At 33.0% G+C, this 24,255-nt stretch carries 21 protein-coding genes; 16 read left to right on the top strand and 5 right to left on the bottom strand.

What is annotated here, in order from left to right:
* Positions 1-4: 4 nt before the first annotated feature.
* The 7 genes from BD847_RS06700 to BD847_RS06665 all read left to right on the top strand — a co-directional run bounded on the left by BD847_RS06700 (position 5) and on the right by BD847_RS06665 (position 11,129).
* Positions 5-385 carry a TraR/DksA family transcriptional regulator gene (locus BD847_RS06700; protein WP_012022792.1) on the top strand — a complete coding sequence of 127 codons (381 nt, stop codon included), beginning with the start codon at positions 5-7 and terminating at the stop codon, positions 383-385.
* A gap of 221 nt (positions 386-606) precedes the next feature.
* Positions 607-1,203 carry a lipoprotein signal peptidase gene (locus BD847_RS06695; RefSeq protein WP_115887529.1) on the top strand — a complete coding sequence of 199 codons (597 nt, stop codon included), beginning with the start codon at positions 607-609 and terminating at the stop codon, positions 1,201-1,203.
* Positions 1,204-1,346: 143 nt separating this feature from the next.
* Positions 1,347-4,505, top strand: coding sequence for a UvrD-helicase domain-containing protein (locus BD847_RS06690; protein WP_115887528.1), 3,159 nt, complete (start codon positions 1,347-1,349; stop codon positions 4,503-4,505).
* Between the two features lie 81 nt (positions 4,506-4,586).
* Complete coding sequence (gene kbl, locus BD847_RS06685) at positions 4,587-5,780, top strand: glycine C-acetyltransferase (RefSeq protein WP_115887527.1); 1,194 nt, start codon at positions 4,587-4,589, stop codon at positions 5,778-5,780.
* 113 nt (positions 5,781-5,893) lie between these two features.
* Positions 5,894-7,360 (top strand): OmpA family protein, encoded by a 1,467-nt coding sequence (locus BD847_RS06680; protein ID WP_115887526.1) that lies wholly within the window; start codon positions 5,894-5,896, stop codon positions 7,358-7,360.
* A 63-nt stretch (positions 7,361-7,423) separates the two neighbouring features.
* On the top strand, positions 7,424-10,189 hold the full coding sequence (locus tag BD847_RS06675; protein ID WP_115888322.1) for a PD-(D/E)XK nuclease family protein: 2,766 nt from the start codon (positions 7,424-7,426) through the stop codon (positions 10,187-10,189).
* 292 nt (positions 10,190-10,481) lie between these two features.
* Positions 10,482-11,129, top strand: a complete 648-nt coding sequence (locus BD847_RS06665) for an ATP-binding cassette domain-containing protein (protein ID WP_115887524.1) — start codon at positions 10,482-10,484, stop codon at positions 11,127-11,129.
* A gap of 651 nt (positions 11,130-11,780) precedes the next feature.
* Here BD847_RS06665 and BD847_RS06660 read toward each other — a convergent pair.
* Positions 11,781-12,554 (bottom strand): alpha/beta fold hydrolase, encoded by a 774-nt coding sequence (locus tag BD847_RS06660; protein ID WP_115887523.1) that lies wholly within the window; start codon positions 12,552-12,554, stop codon positions 11,781-11,783.
* A 164-nt stretch (positions 12,555-12,718) separates the two neighbouring features.
* Positions 12,719-13,522 carry a TIGR00266 family protein gene (locus BD847_RS06655; RefSeq protein ID WP_115887522.1) on the bottom strand — a complete coding sequence of 268 codons (804 nt, stop codon included), beginning with the start codon at positions 13,520-13,522 and terminating at the stop codon, positions 12,719-12,721.
* Positions 13,523-13,701: 179 nt separating this feature from the next.
* Between BD847_RS06655 and BD847_RS06650 the strand changes: the two genes are divergently transcribed.
* Together BD847_RS06650 and BD847_RS06645 are read left to right on the top strand one after the other, a co-directional pair.
* Positions 13,702-14,058, top strand: a complete 357-nt coding sequence (locus tag BD847_RS06650; protein ID WP_115887521.1) for a hypothetical protein — start codon at positions 13,702-13,704, stop codon at positions 14,056-14,058.
* Positions 14,059-14,147: 89 nt separating this feature from the next.
* The gene (locus tag BD847_RS06645) at positions 14,148-14,666 is read left to right on the top strand and encodes a ferritin (RefSeq protein WP_115887520.1); all 519 of its coding nucleotides are present in this window, start codon (positions 14,148-14,150) and stop codon (positions 14,664-14,666) included.
* 297 nt (positions 14,667-14,963) lie between these two features.
* On the opposite strand, the gene BD847_RS06640 is transcribed toward BD847_RS06645, so the two are convergent.
* On the bottom strand, positions 14,964-15,863 hold the full coding sequence (locus BD847_RS06640; RefSeq protein ID WP_244201567.1) for an alpha/beta fold hydrolase: 900 nt from the start codon (positions 15,861-15,863) through the stop codon (positions 14,964-14,966).
* Between the two features lie 7 nt (positions 15,864-15,870).
* Entirely contained in the window at positions 15,871-17,163 is a 1,293-nt protein-coding gene (locus BD847_RS06635; protein WP_115887518.1) for an aminopeptidase P family protein, read from the bottom strand.
* 796 nt (positions 17,164-17,959) lie between these two features.
* Between BD847_RS06635 and BD847_RS06630 the strand changes: the two genes are divergently transcribed.
* The 7 genes from BD847_RS06630 (at position 17,960) to BD847_RS06600 (ending at position 22,049) form a co-directional block, all read left to right on the top strand.
* On the top strand, positions 17,960-18,259 hold the full coding sequence (locus tag BD847_RS06630; protein WP_115887517.1) for a hypothetical protein: 300 nt from the start codon (positions 17,960-17,962) through the stop codon (positions 18,257-18,259).
* 36 nt (positions 18,260-18,295) lie between these two features.
* Positions 18,296-18,733 carry a GNAT family N-acetyltransferase gene (locus tag BD847_RS06625; protein ID WP_115887516.1) on the top strand — a complete coding sequence of 146 codons (438 nt, stop codon included), beginning with the start codon at positions 18,296-18,298 and terminating at the stop codon, positions 18,731-18,733.
* A gap of 168 nt (positions 18,734-18,901) precedes the next feature.
* Complete coding sequence (locus tag BD847_RS06620) at positions 18,902-19,351, top strand: GNAT family N-acetyltransferase (protein ID WP_115887515.1); 450 nt, start codon at positions 18,902-18,904, stop codon at positions 19,349-19,351.
* A 16-nt stretch (positions 19,352-19,367) separates the two neighbouring features.
* On the top strand, positions 19,368-20,108 hold the full coding sequence (locus BD847_RS06615) for a LytTR family DNA-binding domain-containing protein (RefSeq protein ID WP_115887514.1): 741 nt from the start codon (positions 19,368-19,370) through the stop codon (positions 20,106-20,108).
* Between the two features lie 101 nt (positions 20,109-20,209).
* On the top strand, positions 20,210-20,764 hold the full coding sequence (locus BD847_RS06610; RefSeq protein ID WP_115887513.1) for a hypothetical protein: 555 nt from the start codon (positions 20,210-20,212) through the stop codon (positions 20,762-20,764).
* A gap of 52 nt (positions 20,765-20,816) precedes the next feature.
* Positions 20,817-21,662 carry a tetratricopeptide repeat protein gene (locus tag BD847_RS06605; RefSeq protein WP_115887512.1) on the top strand — a complete coding sequence of 282 codons (846 nt, stop codon included), beginning with the start codon at positions 20,817-20,819 and terminating at the stop codon, positions 21,660-21,662.
* Positions 21,663-21,677: 15 nt separating this feature from the next.
* A complete protein-coding gene (locus BD847_RS06600; RefSeq protein ID WP_147298497.1) occupies positions 21,678-22,049 on the top strand; it encodes a hypothetical protein in 372 nt (123 codons plus the stop codon).
* A 533-nt stretch (positions 22,050-22,582) separates the two neighbouring features.
* Here the strand turns inward: BD847_RS06600 and BD847_RS06590 are convergent.
* Entirely contained in the window at positions 22,583-23,944 is a 1,362-nt protein-coding gene (locus BD847_RS06590; RefSeq protein WP_115887509.1) for a hydroxymethylglutaryl-CoA synthase family protein, read from the bottom strand.
* Positions 23,945-24,255 lie beyond the last annotated feature (311 nt).

Below are 24,255 nucleotides of genomic sequence, written 5' to 3'. Positions count from 1 at the left end.
TAAAATGATAGATGAAATTACAAGATACTCTGACGCAGATTTAGCAGAGTTCAAAGAAATAATCCAGGCAAAAATTAAAAAAGCACAGGAAGATCTTGATTTGATCAAAAGTGCCTATATGAACGATTTGAATAACGGAACAGACGATACTTCTCCAACTTTTAAAGCTTTTGAAGAAGGAAGTGAAACAATGTCTAAAGAGGCGAACTCTCAGTTGGCCATCAGACAAGAGAAGTTTATTCGTGATTTGAAAAACGCGCTTTTCCGTGTTGAAAACAAAACATATGGTATTTGCAAAGTAACAGGTAAATTAATCAGCAAAGAAAGGCTTAAAATTGTTCCTCATGCAACAATGAGTATCGAGGCTAAAAACTTGCAGAGATAATACATAATTATCATAAAAAAAACGCTCCATTTTTGGAGCGTTTTTTTGTTTAAATAGGATCTCAAGTTTTAATTTGGGTAAATCGCATTGCGGAAAAAGCATTTCCGACACTCGCAAAAAAGGAATCAGTTTGATTTCGATTTATTACGAAACAATTAACGTTATTTAAAAAGTGCTTTTTTGATTTAATTAGTTATTTTTGCGCATCAAAATTTTATAAAATGTCATTACGAAAAGCGTATTTCCTTATATTTTTAGTTTTAATTGTCGATCAGCTGTCAAAAATTTATGTGAAAACAAATTTCATTCTTGGTGAAGAAGTTGTTTTTTTTGATTGGTTTCGAATTCATTTTATAGAGAATGAAGGAATGGCTTGGGGAACTAAAATTCCTGGGGAATACGGGAAATTAATTCTGACAGTTTTTAGAATATTTGCTGTTTTCGGAATTGGCTGGTGGCTTTCAGACGCTATTAAAAAACGTCATTCTACTTATTTGGTCGTTGCAATTGCTTTAATCTTTGCAGGAGCTGCCGGTAATATTATAGATTCTGTTTTTTACGGAGTTATTTTTGATGACAGTACGCATAACTTAGCAACACTATTTTCGCCGGAACCTTACGGAACATGGTTTCATGGTTTAGTAGTTGATATGTTTTATTTTCCAATATGGGAAGGTAATTTACCAACTTGGTTGCCTATTTTTGGAGGTAAACATTTTGCCTTCTTTAATGCTATCTTCAATGTTGCTGATGTAGCAATTTCTACCGGAGTTGGAATTTTACTTGTTTTCAATAAGAGAGCTTTCCCGAAACATTAAAATTTTAATTTTTTTAAAAAAAACATGAAATTCCAAATTCCAAAAGCTGTATGAGATTAAGTATCAGATGTTGGAATTTGGAATTTTTCATTATTGGGATTTAATATTTTATATCCTATTTTTACAAGACCAAAACTAAACTTATGCAAAGTCCGTCTTTCTCTATTTATGATGCTTCAGCAGGCTCTGGAAAGACTTATACTTTGGTTAAAGAATATCTTAAAATTATTCTCTCTTCGCCTAAAAACGATGCATATCGAAATATTCTTGCGATAACTTTTACAAATAAGGCAGTTCATGAAATGAAAGGCCGTATTGTTGGAAGTCTTTCTGAATTTGCGAAAGATGAACCTTCTGCAAAAGCAATTGCTTTAATGGAAGATTTGTCTAGGGATACCGGGCTTTCAATCATTAAAATAAAATTCAAATCGCAAAGTATTATTAAGCATTTAATTCATAATTATGCTGCTTTTGATATTTCGACAATTGATAAATTTACGCACAAAGTAATCAGGGCATTTGCACACGATTTAAATCTTCCGATGACTTTTGAAGTCACTTTGGATACTGAGAATTTATTGATTGAAGCTGTTGATGCGATAATTGCACAAGCGGGTCAGGATGAGACTTTGACCAATCTCTTGATTGATTTCACGATGGAAAAAACTGACGATGATAAAAGTTGGGATGTTTCTCGTGAAATTTTGGAAACCGGACGGTTAGTTCTAAATGAAAATAATAGAAACGAGATTTCGCATTTTCATGATAAATCTATTGCAGAATTTATCGAGATTAAAAAGAAAATGCTGGTGCTTTGCAAGGAATTGGAAAGTCAAAATGCGGCATGGGCAAATGAAGCGCTTTTGTTGATTGATAAAAACGGGATCGATTTAAAATCGTTTTCCCGAGGTACTTTTCCAAATCATTTAGAAAGTATTCGCGATGGTAAATTCAATCCAAGAAATAAAACTTTTCATGAGTTTGATGATATTGCGATTAATAAAACGGCTAAAGACAGAGCTGTAATCGAAAATATAATTCCGGAATTACTTCAAATTTTGGAAAAGGTTTATAAGAATTTCGAAAAAAGAGATTTCTACAATGCTTTTCTTAAAAATATAACGCCACTTTCATTGCTAAATACGATTAGTAATGAGTTGGACAAAATTCAGTCTGAGCAAAATATTTTGTCCATATCTGAATTCAATGCTATAATTCATCGCGAAATTCAAAATCAGCCTGCGCCTTTTATTTATGAACGTTTAGGTGAACGATATCGTCATTTCTTTATTGATGAATTTCAGGATACTTCTGAGATGCAATGGCAAAATCTTATTCCGCTGATAGATAATTCTCTTTCAGGTTTAGATGATTTAGGGAATAAAGGGACATTGATGATTGTTGGCGATCCAAAACAGTCTATTTATCGCTGGCGCGGAGGAAAAGCAGAACAATTTATCGAGCTAAGTAAAGATGTTAATCCGTTTAATAATCCGGATAAAAAGCTGGAACATTTAAATACAAATTATCGAAGTTATAGTGAGGTAATTGATTTTAATAATGCTTTTTTTAAGTTGATTTCCTGTGAGTTTTCAAACGAGGATTATAAAGATTTGTATGAAAATCATAGTTTTCAAAATACAAATTCAAAAAAAGGAGGTTATGTAAATCTTAGTTTTCTGCCAATAATTGAAAAAAATGATTTTGCCGATGAAGAAGATGCGGCTGAAAAATCAGATTTGTATGTATTGGCAACGTTAAAAACAATTCAGGATGTAGTTCGTCAGGGTTTTGAATATAAAGACATTGTTGTGCTGACACGCAAAAGAGATCAGGGAATTGTAATTGCAAATTATTTGACGGAGCAAAATATTCCGCTTTTGTCATCAGAAACGCTGATGATTCAAAATGCGACAGAAGTTCGTTTGATTATTCATTTGCTTAAGTATTTAAATAATAGCGCCGACTTAGAGTCGAAAGCTAACTTTCTGCATTTTTTAGCTAAAAATTTGGAAATAGAAGTTCCGATTCATGATTTCACTGCTTTAGGAATGTCGGAGAAAAATGAGCGTGATTTCGAAAAATGGCTTTTAACTTTTGATGTTTCGCTTTCTTTTGAAGATGTCAGAAAAAAATCTTTATATGAGGCGGTAGAAATAATCATTTCAAAATTTATTCCTTTAGCGGAAGGGAATGCGTATGTTCAGTTTTTTCTTGATATTGTTCTAGAAAGAGATATTCGTTATCAGGCCGGTATAGCTGATTTTTTAGTTTATTGGGATAAGAATGGTGAAAAATTCAGTATTCCGTCTCCGGAAGGAAATAATGCAGTTCGGATTATGACGATTCATAAGTCAAAAGGTTTGGAGTTTCCGGTTGTGATAATGCCTTTTGCCGAAGAAGATTATATCAGGAAACCAAAAGATAAATTATGGCTCGATGCTGAAGATATTGACTTAGGTGTTCCCAAAGTTTTGGTAGATAATAGTAGTGCCGTTGAAGGTTTTGGAGAAAGTGCTTCGGCTGTTTTTAGTTTAAAAAAGCAAGAAGAATTGTTGGATAATATAAATGTTTTATATGTCGCACTAACCCGTGCCGAAGAGCAGTTGTATGTGATTTCTCAATCCTTAAACGAGAGAAAAGATGGAACGTTTCCGCATAATATGGCTTCTTTTTTTATTAAATATTTGATTCATTTAGGAATTTATGATTCAGAAAAACTGGAGTATGAATTTGGGAATAAAATAAAATTATCAGAATCGGTCAAATCTGTTGATTTGGTAAAAGTAATTCCACTAGTTTCGGATGTTTTAGATCCTAAAAATATAAAAATTGCGCAACGTGAAGCTTTGATGTGGGGTACGCACCAACAAGAAGCAATTTCATATGGGAATATAGTGCACGAGATTTTGGCTTTTGTGAAAGATAAATCAGATGTCGATCTGGCAATAACGAAAGCTCTTGAAGAAGGTTTGATTAAAAGTGATCAGGTTAGTCAGGTTTTAAAAACGCTTCAGGAAATTGTAAGTCATCCCGAATTGTATGTTTGTTTTGAAGGAAAAAACAGGATTTTGAATGAGCAGACCATTATTCAAAAAGATGGTAAGATCTTAAAACCGGACAGAATTGTGTTGACTGAAGATAAAAAAGCATATCTGTTGGACTATAAAACTGGAGCGGTTAATTCAAAGTATGCGAATCAGGTTAGGGAATATCAAATGGCAATTGAAGAGTTAGGTTACGAAGTGTTAAAAAAAGCTTTGGTATACATTGGAACCGAAATCGATGTAGTAAATTTGTGAAAAAATTAATCAGATGTTAAAGGTTTATATGGCTTAATTGGTGGTTAAGTTGTTAATTTTTAACGTTTTAAATAGATAGAAATGTACGGTAAAATTAAAGAGCATCTGCAAAGTGAATTGCAGACAATTGAAGAAAATGGAATTTTTAAGAAGGAACGTATTATTACTTCTCCTCAAGGTGCTGAAATTACAATTTCAACAGGAGAGAGCGTTTTGAACTTTTGTGCAAACAATTATTTAGGTTTATCTTCTCATCCGGAAGTTGTACAGGCGGCTAAAGACACTATGGATACACATGGTTTCGGAATGTCGTCAGTGCGTTTCATTTGCGGAACACAAGATATTCACAAAACTTTAGAAAAAAAGATTGCAGATTTTTACGGAACTGAAGATACTATTTTATATGCAGCAGCATTTGATGCAAATGGAGGTGTTTTTGAGCCTTTACTTGGAGAAAATGATGCAATTATTTCGGATAGTTTAAATCATGCTTCAATTATTGATGGAGTTCGTTTGTGTAAAGCGGCTCGTTATCGTTACGAAAATAATAACATGGCCGATTTGGAACAACAATTAATTAAGGCGAATGAAGCAGGAGCTCGTTTTAAATTGATTGTAACAGATGGTGTTTTCTCTATGGACGGATTGGTTGCTCCTTTAGATAAAATATGTGATTTAGCTGATAAGTATGACGCAATGGTTATGGTGGACGAATGTCATGCTGCAGGATTTATCGGTGCAACAGGAAAAGGTACGCTTGAAGCAAAAGGCGTAATGGGACGTGTTGATATTATTACAGGTACATTGGGTAAGGCTCTAGGTGGAGCAATGGGAGGCTATACTACTGCAAAAAAAGAAATAATTGAATTACTTCGTCAGCGTTCAAGACCATATTTGTTTTCAAACTCATTGGCGCCGGCTATTGTTGGTGCTTCAATTAAGGTTTTTGAGCTTTTAGAAAAAGATACTTCATTACGTGATAAATTGGAATGGAATACCAATTATTTTAAAGAAGGAATGAAAAAAGCCGGATTTGATATTATTGATGGTGATTCGGCTATAGTACCGGTTATGTTGTATGATGCAAAGTTGTCTCAAACAATGGCAAATGAGCTTTTGAAACAAGGAATTTATGTTATAGGTTTCTTTTTCCCTGTTGTTCCAAAAGAGAAAGCAAGAATTAGAGTTCAGCTCTCTGCTGCTCACACTCAAGAGCATTTGGACAAGGCTATAAATGCTTTCACAGTTGTCGGTAAAATGTTAAAAGTTATATAATTACCACAAACAGCGAATTTTTGTAGGTTTTTTTTAACATTTCATTTTGTATTTAAAAAATTTGGTGTTACTTTTGCTTGTAATTAACTAAATTGTAATTAAAAAAATTAAGTATGAAACATCTTAACAAACTTTTAGTTGCTGTATTGATGGCGATGGGTTTAACTTCTCACGCGCAAGACAGTAACAATCCATGGGCGATCTCTTTTGGGGTTAATGCTGTGGATACAAGAACTAGTGCAAGTCCAGATCACGTTGACTTTTTTCCGGCGCATTTTTCTCAGCCATTTGATGTAAAAGATAACTGGAACATTCTTCCTTCTTTATCTTACATCGGTGTGTCTAGATATGTAGGTTCTGGATTTTCTGTTGGATTACAGGGATCTGTGAATAAAATTGACAAATATGTTAAATTTGATCCAACTGCTCCTGGTCACGATGGTAGAGGGATGATAGTTGAAAATCCTGGTGATTTGATGTACTACGGAATCGATGCTACTGTTAAGTACAGCTTCCAAGAATTAATCAAATCTAAAGTGATTGATCCTTCGTTATCTGTTGGTGGAGGTTACACTTTCTTTGGAGATAGTAGCTACGGAACAGTTAACCCAGGTGCTGGTGTTACTTTCTGGTTTACTGATGCTATTGGTCTTGAGCTTGCTACTAGATACAAATGGTCAGTAAGTGGAGATAGAGAAGATGCTTCTGGTACTCCAGATGCTCCATCTCACTTCCAACACACTGCAGGTCTAGTTTTCAAATTCGGAGGTAAAGATACTGACGGAGACGGAATCTATGACAAAGACGATGCTTGTCCAGATGTTGCTGGTTTAAAACAATTCAACGGATGTCCTGATACTGACGGTGACGGAATCGTTGATGCTTCTGATGCTTGTCCAGATGTATTTGGTTTAGCTGCATTAAACGGATGTCCTGATACTGACGGAGACGGAATTGCTGATAAAGATGATGCTTGTCCAGATGTTGCTGGTTTAGCTGCTTTAAAAGGTTGTCCTGATACTGACGGAGACGGAATCGCTGATAAAGACGATAAATGTCCTACAGTTGCAGGTCCTAAAGAAAATGGTGGTTGTCCTTTCTTAGACGCTGACAAAGACGGTGTTGCTGATAAAGATGACGATTGTCCTACAGTTGCTGGTCCAGCTAGTAACAGAGGATGTCCTGAAGTAACAACTCAAGCTTTAGAAGATCTTAAAGTTCAAGCAAGAGCGGTTTACTTTAACTCAGGAAAAGCTACTTTCAAAACTGGTGACAAAGAAACTCCAGCTAGATTAGATGCTATTAAAGAAATCCTTAAAAACTATCCAAACGCGAAATTCTCTATCGAAGGACACACAGATAGTACAGGTTCTGCTAAAATCAACGATAAACTTTCTCAAGACAGAGCAAACGCTGTAATGAACGCGTTGATCGAAAGAGGAGTTAATCCAGAGAACTTAGAAGCTAAAGGATTTGGATCTTCTAAACCAGTTGCAAGTAACAAAACTGCTGCAGGTAAAGCACAAAACAGAAGAACTGAAATTAGACATATTGGTTCTAAATACCAAGGTAAACTATAATTTACTTTGTAAATAAAATAGAAAAGCCATTCTTAATTGAATGGCTTTTTTTATTTTTATAAAATGATAAATACTTCTTTTTTAGAAAAAATTGCAGCTGTTGTAATACGAGATTATTTGGATAAACTGGGCGATGCAACGATTGTTTTGCCAAATAAGAGAGCCAAGGTTTTTTTAATTGAGGCACTCAAAAAAGAAACTTCACAAACAATACTTTCTCCAACTATTTTAAGTATTGAAGATTTTGTGCAAAATGTTGCCTCAGTTCGGTCAGTAGATTCAATTGAACTTTTATTTGAATTTTATGAAGTTTATTTGTCGATAACAGATAAGCAAAATCAGCAATCATTTGAGTTGTTTGCTAATTGGGCAAAAACACTCTTGCAAGATTTTAATGAAATCGACCGTTACCTTTTAGATCCGTTACACGTTTTGTCTTATCTAAAAGATATTGAAGATATTAAAAAGTGGGGGATAGAAGTAGAGAACAAAACTAAGCTTCTGGAGAATTATATTGATTTCTGGAAGCTTCTTCCTGTTTATTATGATTCACTATATAATCATTTGCTTAATAAGTCTATCGGTTATCAAGGGCTGATTTATAGAGAAGCGGTAAATAATCTAAATCATTTTTCAAATACAATTCAGAATCATCATTTTATTTTTGCAGGTTTTAATGCACTAAATGCTGCTGAAGAAAAGATTGTACAACATCTTTTAGCATTGGATCAAGCTAGGATTTATTGGGATGCTGATCAAACCTTTTTAAATGATCCTTATCATGATGCAGGTTTATTTGTACGTCGTTTTAAAGAAAGTTGGAAATATTATAAATCTCATCCATTCGAATGGATTGTGGACGATTTCTCGCAATCCAAAAACATACAAGTTATTGGTACCCCGAAAACGATCGGACAGGCAAAATTGACTGGAAGTATTATTGAAAATCTACTAAACCAAAACCCAAATGCATCTCTTGATAAAGTAGCAGTTGTTTTGGGAGAAGAAAATTTATTAATGCCGGTTCTGTATTCTTTGCCCTCTACAGTTGGAGCTTTGAATATTACAATGGGTTACTCTAGTAAGAACAATCCGTCTCAGATTTTGATTGCGCAATTATTTAAAATGCATACAAATGCAATTTCCCGTAAAGGCGAAAGTTATGTTTTTTATTATAAAGATGTATTGAATGTTTTGACGCATCCTTTAGTTGCTCCTTATGCAAACGCAAATAATTTGGTAAGAATAATTAAGGAAAACAATTATACTTTTATAACCCATAATAAAATATGTGAGTTAAGTAATGCTCCTTCAAAATTATTTGAATTATTGTTTGTTAAATGGGAAAATGGTGCTCTAGCGGTATTGGAAAACATAGTAGCGCTCTTACTTCTGATTAAGGAGAATTTTAGTAATGACAATGAAGAAGAGAAGATTGCGAAATCTTTTGTATACTCCGTTTTTAAGGTAATTAATAAGCTTATCAATTATTATTCTCAGCACAAGCACATTGACAGTATAGAAACACTGCATGTTATTTATAAGCAAATTATCGATATTGCGGAAGTTTCTTTTGAGGGTGAGCCCCTAAATGGCTTACAGATTATGGGAGTATTAGAGAGCAGGGTTCTCGATTTTGAAACCTTAATTATAACTTCGATGAACGAAGGAAAATTTCCTGCAGGTAAGTCACAGAACTCTTTTATTCCTTACGATGTCAAGAAAGAATTAGGCTTGCCAACTTTTAAGGAAAAAGACGCTATTTATACGTATCATTTTTATCATCTTTTACAAAGAGCAAAAAATATTTACCTGATTTATAATACAGAGAATGACGGACTCGATGCGGGAGAACGTAGTCGTTTTATTACGCAGCTGGAAGTTGAGAAACAGCCGAATCATGAGTTGACTTTTGATATTTATAATCCGTCTTTGCCGGCTACCGCTTATGAACCAATGATAATTCCGAAATCTGAAGCTGTAATGGACAGGTTGAAGGAAATTGCTTTACAGGGTTTTTCTCCTTCGGCATTGACAAGTTATATTCGAAATCCAATTGATTTTTATTTTCAAAAAATTCTTAGAATTCGTGAGGTTGAGGAAGTTGAAGAAAATATTGCATTGAACACTTTGGGGACAATTATTCATGGAACTTTAGAAGCGCTATATAAGCCTTTTTTAGAGAAGTTTATTTCTGAAGCCGATCTTTTAAACTGTTTTAAACTTTTAGACGATGAAGTTCTAAAACAGTTCAAATTGGTTTATAAAGAAGGTGAAATTAAAAAGGGAAGAAATTTGTTGGCTTTTGAAGTAGCAAAACGAAATGTCTCTAATTTTCTGAAAATGGAACTGGAAGAAGTTCGCAATGGAGATGCGATCAAAATTATTGCTCTCGAACAGACATTTGAACGAACTCTCACGCACCCAGACTTGCCTTGTCCTGTTTTAATAAAAGGAAATGTCGATCGTATTGAACTTCGTAACGGACGAATAAGAATTATCGATTATAAGACCGGAAAAGTTGAAAAGAACAATGTTGTCCTTAAATCGTGGAATGGTTTGACTCATGAGCTTAAAAACGATAAAATTATTCAGGTTTTGGCTTATGCTTATATGTTTGAAGAAAAAGCTGGAAGCACTCCTATTGAAGTTGGTATAATTTCGTTTAAAAATTTAAAATCTGGATTCTTGCCTTTTGGCTTTAAAGAAGAGAAAGATATTGATACGACTGTTTCCAATCAGATTTTGAAAAATTATTTAGAGGAAATTGTTTTGCTATTAAAGGAAATTTTTGGTGTAACTATTCCTTTTGAAGAAAAGATAAATTAGCAATGAGAAAACTACTGAATGTATTTGATTTTTTTAAAACGACCTTATTGATCAATTTGGCGGTAAGTAGCTGTTCGATTGTTTTTGGAGGTTTTGATGTTTTTTACGTGGCATTTGTGAGTTTTGGTTTTTTGTTAAGTATTCTTTTTAAAGAAGTGTATCGAAAACAAGATTATTTATTCTATGCTAATAATGGGGTTTCAAAAGTTAAACTTATAATGTTTAGTTATTTTTTGAATATTTCCTTAATTGTCTTAATAGCTGCAGTTATTATCCTAATAAAGAAAATAGTTTGAATAAGCACGTTTTAGAAGTAGACGGAATCCGCAAGGAATTTAATGGCAAAACGATTCTTTCGGATGTTTATTTGAAATGTGAAACTTCGGAAGTTGTTGGGTTAATTGGTAGAAACGGTTCCGGGAAATCAACCTTATTGAAAATTATTTCGAATCTTTTACCTTCTGCTGATAAATGTGTTCGTATCGATTTTGTTTCTATTAAAAAGAAAAATGCGCTACAGAATGAAATCTGTTATTTAAGTCAGGAACATTTTATTCCAAATCATTTAACGGTTCGCAGGACAATTGAATTAAGTATCGATAAACAAAACAGAAGTTTTTTTAATAATGACGAACTAATTACTTCAGTTCTAAATAAGAAAATAAAGCATTTGTCAGGTGGAGAACTGCGATATCTTGAAGTGAAATTAGTGCTTTACAATTCTGCGAAATTTGTTTTGTTAGATGAGCCTTTCAGCAGATTATCACCTTTGTCTTGCGAGAAGATAATTTTATTGATACAGGAAAATGCATTGAAAAAGGGAATTATCATTACTGATCATAATCACGAAAATGTAATCCGTTTAGCAACTCGTTTGATTTCTCTTGAGGATGGTAGAGTTTCTAAAGTAATTGATAAAGATGTTTTTAGTGTTGTTTGAATTGTTTTTTTTGTAAGTAATTTTTAGCTGAATATCTCTTTAAAAAAAAACTTTTTGATTGCTATTATTTATTGGCGCGTTTTTCAAATGAAATCTTCTAAACTTCATTAGTTTAACATTCATCTCAAATGTATTTCTTCTAAAGTTTGCATAGGATTAATTTTTGTCAAATCTTTGAAAATGACATTTCAATTTAAGTTCTGCTGAAATCTTTAAAAATAGATATATCAATTTTGAAGCAAAATGTTGTTTTTATAGATGAATCTACTTTTTCTGTGGTTTCTTTTTATCGTTTTTGTTTAAAAAATCAGCATTAATTATATGATAAATAAAGCGATGTCTAATGATTGGGTATGTCTTTATTTTAACAAGTGTTTATCGGGAAAATCTATTAATTCAAATATCTTTGGCACTTCTTAAAAATATAAAATAATTATTTTGGACGTTTCTGAAGAAGGATATTATTTTATCTATTTGGTAGTTGATGCTAAAAAAGTAAACCTAGGATTGATATGAGCGACTTTATCTAAATTTAAGAAAGACATTATCGCTAAATTATAATTTTTTGCCCCCACAAAAAAAGGAAGAAAAGGCTGTTTCGATGTTTATTCGAAATGGCCTTTCCTGATTTTTGAATCTTTTGTTTTTAAATTAAAAAAAATCTGCTAGAATTATTTTTAGTTCCTCTTTGTTTTCTATGTGACTCATATGTCCGTCTTCGAATGAAATAAGTTCGGCAGTTGTATCTTCAATTTGAGCCAGACTATCTTCGTAATTCAAAACAGGATCTTTTTTGCCTAAAATCAATAAAACCGGAAAACGGTTTTCATGCAAAAGCCATTCTCTGTCTTTTCGTATTTTCATTCCTTCAAGCGAAGCTATAATTCCTTGTAAAGGTGTTTTTAGAGCCTGTTCCTTTACTTTTTCAATTTCATCAACCAATCGAATTCTATTGTTTTCGCTGAATAAATTTGCAATAGCTAAACTTACAAAACTCACATAATTTTGTTTCACTGCTTTGATCGCTCGTGTTCTGTTCAGTTTTTTCTCGGCGCTGTCTTCTTTAGAAGTAGAATTCAGTAAAACTAATTTCTGTATTTTCTGCGGATATAATTCGGCGAAAGCCAAACCAACATAACCACCCATTGAATGTCCAAGAATTGTTGCTTTTTCGATTTTTAAATGTTCTAAAACTTCATTCACAGCATTGGCATTATCTTCCATTTCGTGAACATAACCTAATGGCTCAGATTCGCCATGACCTAATAAATCGATTGTAACGACGCGATATTTTGCTGAGAAAAAATCAACATAGTCTTTCCACATTTTTTTGTTTTCCAAGAAGCCGTGAAGTAAAACTATTGTGTTTCCAGTTCCAGAATCCAAGTATGATATTTTGGTATTTTTATATAAAAGCGTTTTCAAACTGAAGATTTTTTGTTGTGAAGCGCAAAGTTAAGAAAGCTAAAGTGAAATATCTTGATGTCTTGATTTAATTGGGAAATCTTTAAAACAGCTATAAATTTATTTATATCAAATTGGCATGTGGAATAATAAAAAATGGCTTTCAGAAACGAAAGCCATTTAAATTAAAATCGGTTATCGCCATCCAGAAGATTTCCTAATCCGCCAAGCAGGCTTCCTTCCTCGCGGCTGTTTCCGCCGGATCTTGGTGCCGATGCAATAATTCGGTCAGCCAATCTTGAGAACGGCAGCGACTGTATGTAAACCGTTCCCGGACCTTTTAAAGTAGCATAAAATAATCCTTCACCTCCAAAAATAGAATTCTTGATTCCGCCAATAAATTCAATATCATAATCTACATCTTTGGTAAAACCAATAATACATCCTGTGTCCACTTTAATGACTTCGCCGTGACCCAATACTTTTTTAGCCATTGTTCCGCCAGAATGTACAAATGCCATTCCGTCTCCTTCAATTTTTTGCATGATAAAACCTTCACCGCCAAATAATCCGCGTCCTAATTTCTGCGAAAATTCAATCCCAACAGAAACGCCTTTGGCAGCGCATAAAAATGAACTTTTTTGACAGATAAATTTACCTTGAAATTCGGTTAAATCAATTGGAAGGATTTTTCCAGGATACGGCGATGCAAATGAAACTTTACTTTTAGTATTGCCTTGGTTTAAAAATGCTGTCATAAACAAGCTTTCGCCCGTAAGAACTCTTTTACCTGCATTTAAAAGTTTGCCAAACAAACCAGAACCTTGTTGCTGAGAACCGTCTCCAAAAATGGTTTCCATCTGGATATTGTTCTCCATCATCATAAAACTGCCAGCTTCGGCAATTACAATTTCCTGTGGGTCTAGTTCTATTTCTACATACTGCATTTCTTCCCCAAAAATTTGGTAATCTATTTCGTGCGCTTGCATAATTTCTAAATTTTTTGTTTTTAAAATTAGACACAAAATCCTGTAGAATGTTACAACATTTCGTGTACTTCAACTGTTTTTAAGAGCATTATATGATTTTGTTATTTTAAATTAGTCTTAATTACGTGTTTAATTACTTTAAATTCTATATTTTTGCACCGTTATTATATTTTATCAGAATGGCATTAGTTAGTGATTTGACCACCAAAGTATTATTTGAAACCGAAAAAGGATACAGTTATCAATGTGATTTGACCAATAGCATTATCATCAATTTTGTTGATACAGTGTCAAGTTATAAAATTCAGGATTTTTTGATTTTTCAAAGAAAGGTTAATAGCGTTGATATTCTTAACATGTTATATGACTTGTCTGATCACTCAGATGCACAGTTGATTGAAACTACCAAAAGAAATTTTTCCAGAAATCTTACCATCTGCGAAATAGTGCAGTTGAGAGATTTATTAAACGGAACAAAATTTACCCTTACATTACATTCTATGCTTTGCAATATTGTCAATGTAGAGCTTATTTAGATTCTTACTTAGATTAAATCCAAATTTTCAGGGGGTTACGGTTGCCGTCTTTAATTTTTGTAATTTTACACGTATAAAAATTAAAGGTTATGAAAGATTTACTAAGAACAAGTACTTCATTAGTTGAAGGAATCGAAAATATATTGAACTTACAGGCAAAATTAGAAAGCGATGCTTCTAACAAATATTTAGCTATGGCTGCATGGTTAGATAGAAATGGTTATGCAAATACAGCATCTTATATGTACAAGCAAGCCGAAGAAGAAAGAGAGCATTTCCTAAAAGTTTTCAAATATATTACAGACATGGGAGGGATTGCAGTTACGCCATCTGTTCCAGAAGTGCAGCAAGAATTTGCTTCTTTTAAAGAAGTATTCGAAATTGCTTTGCAAAACGAAATTGCAGTTACTCAGGCAGTCAATAAGGTAATTGCAAAATGTAGAGCTGAAAATGACTATGCTACAGAAGATTTTATGATGTGGTACGTAGCTGAGCAAAGAGAAGAAGAGAAAAACGCAAGAAGAGCTTTAGAGCTTTTTGAATTAATCAACGGAAACGAAGCTGACGGAAAATTTCAATTGGATGTTCAGATTTCAAAAATCGGATAATAAACGATTATAAAATTTATAAGGAGCTGTCTCAAAAGGACAGCTCTTTTTATTTGTAAGCTTCAGAGAAGCGAAATATTTATAGCAAAGGATAAATGTTTACAACATAAAGCTCCAGAGGAGCGACATATTTTTTCTGCAGTTTTAATATATGTCACTCCTCTGGAGCTTTTTTATTGGTCTTATTGAAATGCAATAAATATTTTACCCCGCTGGGGTTTGCTGATGAAATAATTTTGTAAACTCTCCATCCGGCAACAAAAAAGCTGTCCTTTTGAGACAGCTTTTTTTAAATTTTTATGATTTTAAAAATGAATTAATATCCGAGAAATACTTTTCTCTCGCATCAAGCCATCCGTAATGTTTGGAATGTTCTAACAAAATTAGTTTTGAATTTGGAAAAGTCTGATGCCCTAATTCTCCAATTTCATTGCTAATAATATCTTCTTTTCCCTGAATAATCAAAACAGGATTTTTGAAGTTTTTCAATTTGGCTTTACAGTCAAAATTCATTTTCTGCATATCGGCCCATAACAAACCATTGATTTTTGAATTTCCTTGAGTCAGTCTTTCAGCAATTATCGGAATGTATTTTCGATCATACACATATGCCGGCGCCATTGCTCGTCCGCGTGCTAATCGTGCAGCGTGAGAAGTGTCCCCTTTTTCAATTTTATCATTCCAGTAATCCATTGAATCTTTTTCGATTTTAGTCAAATTTCGTTCAATCAAATTCGGACTTTTTAATAAAGTCAGATCAACTCCGCCAGAAGAGGAGAGAATCAATTTGTCAATGCTGTTTGGATAAATCGTAGCGTAATAAGAACCCAGCATTCCGCCAAAAGAATGACCTAAAACATTCCATTTTTTGATTTTAAGATGTTTTCGAAGTGACTCGATATCGTCGGCCATTAATTTCATCGAAATTGTCTTAGAATCTGTTTTTGAAAGCTTTGATTTTCCGGTTCCTCTTTGATCGTAAATAATCGTTTGCTGGCTTTCGCCGAGAACTTTCGCCATATCTTCAAAACCATTACTGTTCATTCCCGGGCCGCCATTTATAATTAAGAGCGGTTCACCTTTTCCGAATGTTTTGTAATAGGTTTTGCTTCCGTCATTATTGACCGAATAACCTTCGCTTTGAGCGAAAGTTGTTCCGGCAATGATTAAAAAAGCGAATAGAAAAATCTTTTTCATCCTGAAATTATTCATTCATCAAAGTTTCGATTTCATCAACTTCAAGCGGAATATTGCGCATCAAGTTAAAAGGCTCTCCTTTTTCCTGAACCACAAGGTTATCCTCCAAACGGATTCCGAATTTTTCTGCCGGAATATAAATTCCTGGTTCAACCGTAAAAACCATATTCGCTTTCATTGGTTCATGAAGCAAACCGTAATCGTGCGTGTCAAGTCCCATGTGGTGAGAAGTTCCGTGCATAAAGTATTTTTTGTAAGCTGGCCATTCCGGATTTTCATTCTGAACATCTGCTTTGTCAAGTAAACCTAAACCAAGCAATTCAGAAGTCATCACTTTACCTACTTCAATATGATATTGTTTCCAAAGCGTTCCTGGAGTCAGCATTTTAGTTGCTTCGTTTTTAACTTTTAGAACCGCATTGTAAACCGCTTTCTGACGATCTGTAAAACGTCCTGAAACCGGAATTGTTCTTGTCATATCGCTTGAATAATTTGCATATTCGGCAGCAACGTCTAACAAAATCAAATCGCCATCTTTACATTGCTGGTTGTTTTCGATATAATGCAAAACATTCGCATTGTTTCCAGAAGCGATAATTGGTGTGTAAGCAAAACCTTTAGAGCGGTTACGAATGAATTCGTGCGCCAATTCGGCTTCGATTTCATATTCCGTAACATTTGGTTTTACGAATCCTAATAATCTACGGAAACCTTTCTCTGTAATATCACAAGCGTGCTGAATCAAATCGATTTCTTCGCTTTCTTTTACAGAACGTAGTCTTTGTAAAATTGGGTTGCTTTTTGCAACATTATGCGCTGGATAACGTTCTTTCCACCATTTTACAAAACGAGCTTCGCGCGTTTCAGTTTCAACAGTTGCACGGTAATGCTCGTTGGTATTGATGTACATTGTATCAGCGTATGTCATCATTTCGTTCAAAACTTTATGAAAATCCTGTAACCAATAAACCGTTCTAATTCCAGAAACCTGAAAAGCACGTTCTTTAGTCAGTTTTTCTCCTTCCCAAACTGCAATATGATCGTTGGTTTCTCTCAAGAAAAGAATTTCTTTTTGGTGCTCATAAGGCGCATCCGGAAACAAAAGCAAAACACTTTCTTCCTGATCTACACCACTCAGATAAAAAATGTCGCGGTGTTGTGCAAACGGCAAAGTACTGTCGGCACTAACTGGGTAAATGTCATTTGAATTGAAAACGGCAACCGAATTAGGTTTCATTTCTGCCGTGAATTTTCTGCGGTTTTTTACAAAAAGAGCGCTGTTTATTTGATGATATTTCATAATTATTTCGTTTTTGAACTTCGAATTTCAAAATTAATGAATTTTGAAGAAGTGGCGCACAGTTGATTTATTAAAGTTTTCTTATTTGTTTTGGTTCTAATTGTTGCGTGTTTTTTTAACCGCAAAGAACGCTAAGATTTTGCGCAAAGTTCGCAAAGCTTTTAGGCAATATTGTCATTTCGACGAAGGAGAAATCTTCGCAAGCAACTCTATAAAGATTGGCTATTTTGTCTCCCGCAGATTTGACAGATTTCAGAGATTTTTAATCTTAGCAACTTAGAGTCTTAGTATCTCAGGATCTTAATAATGAATCGCATCTCCGGTTTTTTAGGTTCTATCATGAAGTGTTTCGGTTCTTTGGTGAAAATTTTAGGTTTCGGACGTCAAATTTTACCCCCACCAACGCCAAAGTTTAGATTGTGAGGCTAAAATTTTACGTCCGAAATCTAAAGTTTTACCCCAACACACCTGAATTTTTAGGTCCACAACCTAAAAATTGGATGAAACAACCTAAACGCTTCGGTAAAATGATAATGAGCAATACCTGAATTGATGTAATTAAGAGTTTTTTTGAAATAGTTGGGCGTGTCCCTCCGGGTCGTCCCGAGGCTTCGGGATCGGCTATATCTTTTATTCCGTCCCGATAGCTATCGGGACAAATAAAAGGATACCGCCTCTATCCCTCACGCTGATGGTTTCAGAAGAAAATACATTTTGGAAGAAATTTTGATTGTTCAGAATAGTGTTGTTTTAATTCTTATTTTCGGTTTAAGAAAAATCAATAAAACAAAAATGAATGTCAAATTATAAGTGGACAATTAATTTAAGTATTGCTACACCAATGATTTTAATTTCATCAATAATTATTTCAGGTGGCGGGCACGGATTTACTGATCATCTTGTCATTTTATTTCCTTGGGCATCTTTTTTTTTATCAGTTGAAGTTGAGTTTCTTTTTTACTTTTTCGCTTTTATACAATTTCCTGTTTATGGATTTTTGTATGATAAAGCTTTTAATAAAATAAAAACGGCATCAGTAATTGCTATTATTCATTTATTAATAACGACTGGAGTTTTATTTTTAAAATACAGGTAGCGAAAATTTTGCAATCCTTGCTAAAAACAAGAGTTTATGAATCCAAATATCAAAATCAGAAAAATAAAAAAACAAGACCTAGACTTCGTTTACAAGTCAATCTGCGAACTCGAAAACGAAGAATTAGATTTCGAAATTTTCGAAACAATATTCCATGAAAACATTTCAAACCCAAAAAATCTTTATCTAATTGCCGAAAACGATAATGAAGGTTTAGGATTTATTAGTTTTCATACTCAAAACCTTCTTCATCATTGCGGATTGGTGGGCGAAATTCAGGAGTTTTTCATTCATCAAAAATATCGTGGTCAAGGCGTTGGAAGAGTATTGATAAAGGAGATTTTGGATTATGCAGAAGAGAATAATTTAAAAAGCATCGAAGTAACCACAAATAAAAAAAGAGTTGAAAACGTAGCGATTTATGAGAATCTTGGTTTTACTTTGAGTCATAATAAGTTTACGATTTATAGGTAATCACACTGTATTTCCACATGACTTGTCATTTCGACGAAGGAGAAATCTTCGCAAGTAACTCGACAAAGATTGGAGCCAATCTAAATGGAGCTTCTCGTGAAGATTTCTCCTTCGTCGAAATGACAAGATTGTGCTGAGAAATTCTAGTAACTTTTTATTTCAAACCAAATGACAATAGAAAAAGCCAACATAACCGACAACGAAATCCTAACTTCAATAACCAAAAAATCAAAAGCTTATTGGGGATATTCGGCAGAACAAATTCAAAAATGGGATAAAAATTTAACCATTTCGCAAGATTATATTAGAAACAATGCTACATTCAAATTGATAGACAACGATTTGATTATAGGCTATTATTCGTATGTTTTTGAAAATGAAAAAGAGGTAGAATTGGATAATTTATTTATCTTACCAGAACATATTGGAAAAGGACTAGGAAAATATTTGCTTCTAGATTTCTTAAACAGAATGAAAGAAGAAAAAATAGAAAGAATCACACTCAATTCAGAGCCAAACGCTGAAAGTTTTTACTCCAAAATGGGATTTATAAAAATTGGAGAGTTCGAAACTTCTATAAAAAATCGTTTCATGCCTATTATGGAAATGAAGCTTTAAAAATCAAATCGAAAAAATGAAACAGCTAAATATTTCCGTAAAACATAATCTTGTAATCGGTTTGTTGATTGGTTTCTGGCTTTTCATTTTTGCCTTCATCATAAAACCTTTTGACGACGGAACTATAAATTTCAAGGCTTGGTTTTTAATCAGTTTTGGCTTTAGTATAATGGCTTTTTTGTGTTATGTTCTTTTAGCTCTTATTCAGAAAAGCTTTCATGAAAGATTGGGGAAGTGGAATGTGAGTTTAGAAATAACAGCTATTTTTCTTTTCCATGTATTGTATTTAATTGGAGTTTACGCTTTTTATAAAAGCCCGATTTTAAATGGCGGATATAGTTTTTCAGAATTCTTTTCGACAATATTTATAAAAGTTGCTTTGATTTTGACTCCGATAATAATTCTCGCAAGAAGATATTTGATGAAATTTATTCCGGTAAAAGATGACGTTTTAATAATCAAAGGTGAGAATAAACTAGATATTCTAAAAATCAAGAAAGCCGATTTGGTTTGTATTTCGAATGCACAGAATTATGTTGAGATTTTTTATACAGAAAACGGAAAACTTCAATCGAAACTAATTCGGTCGTCGCTCAAAAAAGTGCAGGATGATTTCGATTTTTTAGTTCAAATTCATCGTTCACATTTAATAAATCCGATTCATTTTAAATCTTGGAGAAACTCAACCACAATTATTTTGACCCAAATAGAACTTCCGGTTTCCAGAAATTATAAAGACGTTTTATTAGCATTGTAATTTCATACCTAAAACAATGCATTTCGTACCTAAGTCAGTAAAATAAGGCTTTCCAATAAATTTTCATTCTAGTTTTGCTTCATCAATTTTAAAAATAAATTATGAAAACAAAACATCTTTGCCTTCTCGGATTATTATTTTTCCTAATTAGTTATCTATTCTTTTCTAAAATTTTGCCCAATTTTCAAAAACCAATTGACTTTGCGCATTGGTTTAATTTAATTGGCGCTTGTTTGTTATTGTCATTTAATGATGTTTTTCCGAAATCGGAATGGAGTTTTGTGGCTTCCATTGTAACATTTCTAGGTGTTGTTGGGCACATTGGTCTTTGTACCATCGATTTTATAATGTCGAGTTTTGGAAATGATGAAATAGCAAAAGAGGCTTTAAGTCATCAAATAAGTAATTCTGCAGAAATTTTTTATCCTTTTGTCGCAATTGGTCCGTCGTTGCTTTTTATTGGTTTAACCTTGCATGCTTTGCGTTTTGTTAAAACCGATTTTGTTATTGTTTTGCTGATTATTTTGAGTTCAGCATCAATTGGATTTTCATTTTTTGTTTTGAAAGATGGAATTTATATGTTTTTGAGTTGTTTGGTTTTTGTTTTTGGATTGGGATTTTTGCTTTGTAGGAATGATATTAAAAAAGTGAAATGAAATCTATATATTTGACTGGATTTTAATAATTTTATGCCAATCAAATTTAGATATGAATAAGATTTTTACGTTATTAGGTTTGCTTTTTGTATTCAATATTTCTGCACAAAATACTATTCAATTTGATAAAAAGTTTGTTCAAAGTGAAGATAAATGGGTTGCATTTCCGGCTGATAGTGTGGGTGCTTATCCTTATGGATTTATTTATATTGATGCGCAAGCTGGATTGACATTCGATTATGAAGGAACATTTAAAATAGATCTAACAGGTAAGTTTATCCCAAAAAGGAGAGAGATTGATGGGCAGATGAAAGTTCGTTTGCAACCTAATAATAATTTAGTAGCTTTTATTCCGGACTCTAAGTTTGAGGAATTGAAAATAGATAAAGTACCTGATTGGTTGAAGTTTTATAAAGAAGGAGAGAATTCAATTAAAAGGCTTTATGATTGGGGATACATGTATAATGGATGGAACGAATGTCAAAAAGCGCTCGAATATCTTGAAAAAGCTCAAAAAATAGATCCTGAATATAAAGGACTTCGAGTAGAGTTGGCCTATTCTTATAATTGTCTTAGACAATATCAAAAAGCGGTCGATATTTTGAAAATTGCATTAATAAAGGAGCCTCTTGATGCATACACAAATAAGGAATTAATTTATGCAGAGGTAAAGAATGACAATCTTAAGGATGCGGAAAATGTATGCCGTAAAGTTTTTAAAGAATGTCCGGATAAGACTTATAATGCTGAAAACGCATATAATATTTTGCAAGCTTATTATATCAAAAAGGATATTAAAAATTTCAACAATTGGTTTGCAGAAACAAATTCGTATTTAATGAGCAATCAAAAATTGAAGCCTTTGGCAGAACAAATGAAAACGGAACTAAAGCAATAAAATTAAAACCAAAAATTGAATAAACAATTAAAATACCTAATCGCACTCTTTCTCACTTTTGTCGTGATTGCGGGCGATGGTACGTTATATTCTCAATCTAAATCGGCAGAATATTACGAGTCTTCATTTGTAGTTTTAAGAAGAGAATTAAATCTTAAAAGTTCTCGTTTATACAAGTTTGGACAAGTTGTTTCTAGGAACGAAACAGAATTTTCAATTGTTTTGAATTTTCTCAAAACCAAAAATGTTTTTACTCTTCAAATTAAAAAGCTTCTGAAGCTGCAAAATCTGCTTCATCAAAAATTAACTTCATTTATAAATCAGTCGGTTTTTATAAATGAAATAATCACTTCAAAACACTTCGGGAAAAGTTTATACAATGCTTAAGAAATTATTTCTAAGTACAGATGATTCATAATGTCTAATCATTTATCATTTTTAAAATGTATAAACAAAATAAAAACTCTCGCTTGGAGCAATCTAAGCGACCACTTCTTCATTGGATAAAAAGAAAATTTATAATTATAATAACAGCCTTCATGCTAGGAATGGCAAACGGAATGAATGCTGAAGATCGTTCAATAAATGGAAGTTTTGTGCAAACAGAACAGCAGGATAAGAAGGATTGATTTTTTTAATTAGAAAATGTGTCAATTTGATAATTAGAAAATTCTTTTCTTGTCCTCAGACCTTTGTCAAAGTTTTAAACTTTGACAAAGGTTTTTGAGCGCAATCTTGTCATTTCGACTGAAAGGAGAAATCACACTAGAAACTCTACAAAGATTGGCGATTTTGCATATCGAATTACTAGTGTGATTTCTCCTTTCAGTCGAAATGACAAACTGTATGGTATGAAAACAAAAAACCGAAGCATTTGCTTCGGTTTTTTTATTGTTATTTGGGATTTCAAAATTGGAATTTTAATCCACCCATTTATAATATCTCGCTCCAATTAAAACAGGGATTTCTTTTTCGATTCTGTCTAAAACCCATTCGTTTTTTGGAGTTCTCACACTTTGTTTTTGTTCTTTTTTATGAAGGCTTTCATAAGTATTGAAATCAATTTCTACACTTTCGGCCAAATTTTCAAAAAGCTTTACATTTTCTAAAGCCGATTTCCATTCTGGCTGAATTGTTCCTTCGAATACTTTCGATTTCGATCCGCTTCCGTAAGCTAAGAAACCGAATTTAGTTCCGGCAACTTCTTTTTTCGTATCATAAAAATGAGCCAAAGTCGATAATAATCCCATGAAAATGGAACCCGTATACAGATTTCCAATTAATGAAGAAGCCAATTCAGCAGGCTGTAATTTCTCTGTTACAAAACTTCTGTAATTATCAGATTTTGCTACTTCTTTAATTTTTGTTTGATAATCTGCAGGTGCAATATCATCGGCAATAATTTTTTCGGCACTATCTAAAGCATAAATTTCAGACAACATTCTTCTTCCTTGGAAAGAATAAGGCAAGTGCATTACAATGCTGTGCCAAGTATTGTATAAAGTTTCGGTTGTATTTTTTAATTTCTTGAATGAAAAGTAAGCATTTCGTGTACGATCCATATAACATTGGTTTGAATATTGTCCGTCAAAAACCGGTTGATCTTTATGGATTTCGATTTCAGCTTCTAAATTGTCAAACCAAGAATCGTTGTTGGTATTTTTTGTGATTTCTTCTTTAGAAATAGTTCTGTATGGTTTAAAGAAGTCGAAAACACCTTTTGTACTTGTTGCCCAATTTTCATCAAAAGCAATAATTTTAGGATTTACAGTTACCAACATCGCAACAGCTCCGGCACCTTGCGTATATTCTCCACCTGAATTTAAATCGTATTTCGCAAAATCAGTCGCAACAACAATTGCTTTTTTGGTTGGATTCAATTTTACAAAATCAAGGCAGTTTTGCAAAGCGTCAACACCGCCAATACAAGCAAAAGTAAAATCGACAACATCGCATTCTGTTAATGAATCTTCGCCAAATTTTTGCTCCATTAAATTAATTAAATAAGAAGCAATTGGTTTTGAACTGTCGATCCCGCTTTCGGTACCAACATAAATTCGGCTTATTTCTTTTAAGTCAATTTTATTATCAGTGATAAGCTTGGTTAAAGCATTTGCGCCAAAAACAACAGCATCCTGATGAACGTCCGGGAAAGTCATTTTTAGCAATCCAAGACCTTTTTCTAATTTTTCTGGTTCAATATTTCTGGCAAGAGCCAAAGTTTTTATGGGTAAATGTATGTTTGCTACATCAAAAGAGATAGCATCAATTCCTGTTTTCATTCTTATTTTTTTGAGCCGCTAAAGGTAAAACTATGTTATGGAATGACAATTTTTTGCTTTGATAAAATTAAGTACAGTTGGCACTTTTGAAGAAAACAAATCAAAACTTTGAATAAAATAACAATATGATAAATTTTTAGTAATCTGAATACCTACTAAACCAAAGGGAAAGAGACTGTAAAGCAATTTCTTAGATTTTCTATACTGAATTATACGTAAAAATACGTATACGTAGTCTATTTTAAAATGATTATAAATAACAACGAAATGGTTGTAGTTCTTTTGTATTTGAGTTATTTTTGTGTAATTTT

Origin of the sequence: Flavobacterium cutihirudinis (assembly GCF_003385895.1) — a bacterium.
Classification (GTDB): Bacteria; Bacteroidota; Bacteroidia; order Flavobacteriales; family Flavobacteriaceae; genus Flavobacterium; species Flavobacterium cutihirudinis.
This window is presented reverse-complemented; position numbering and strand designations above follow the sequence as displayed.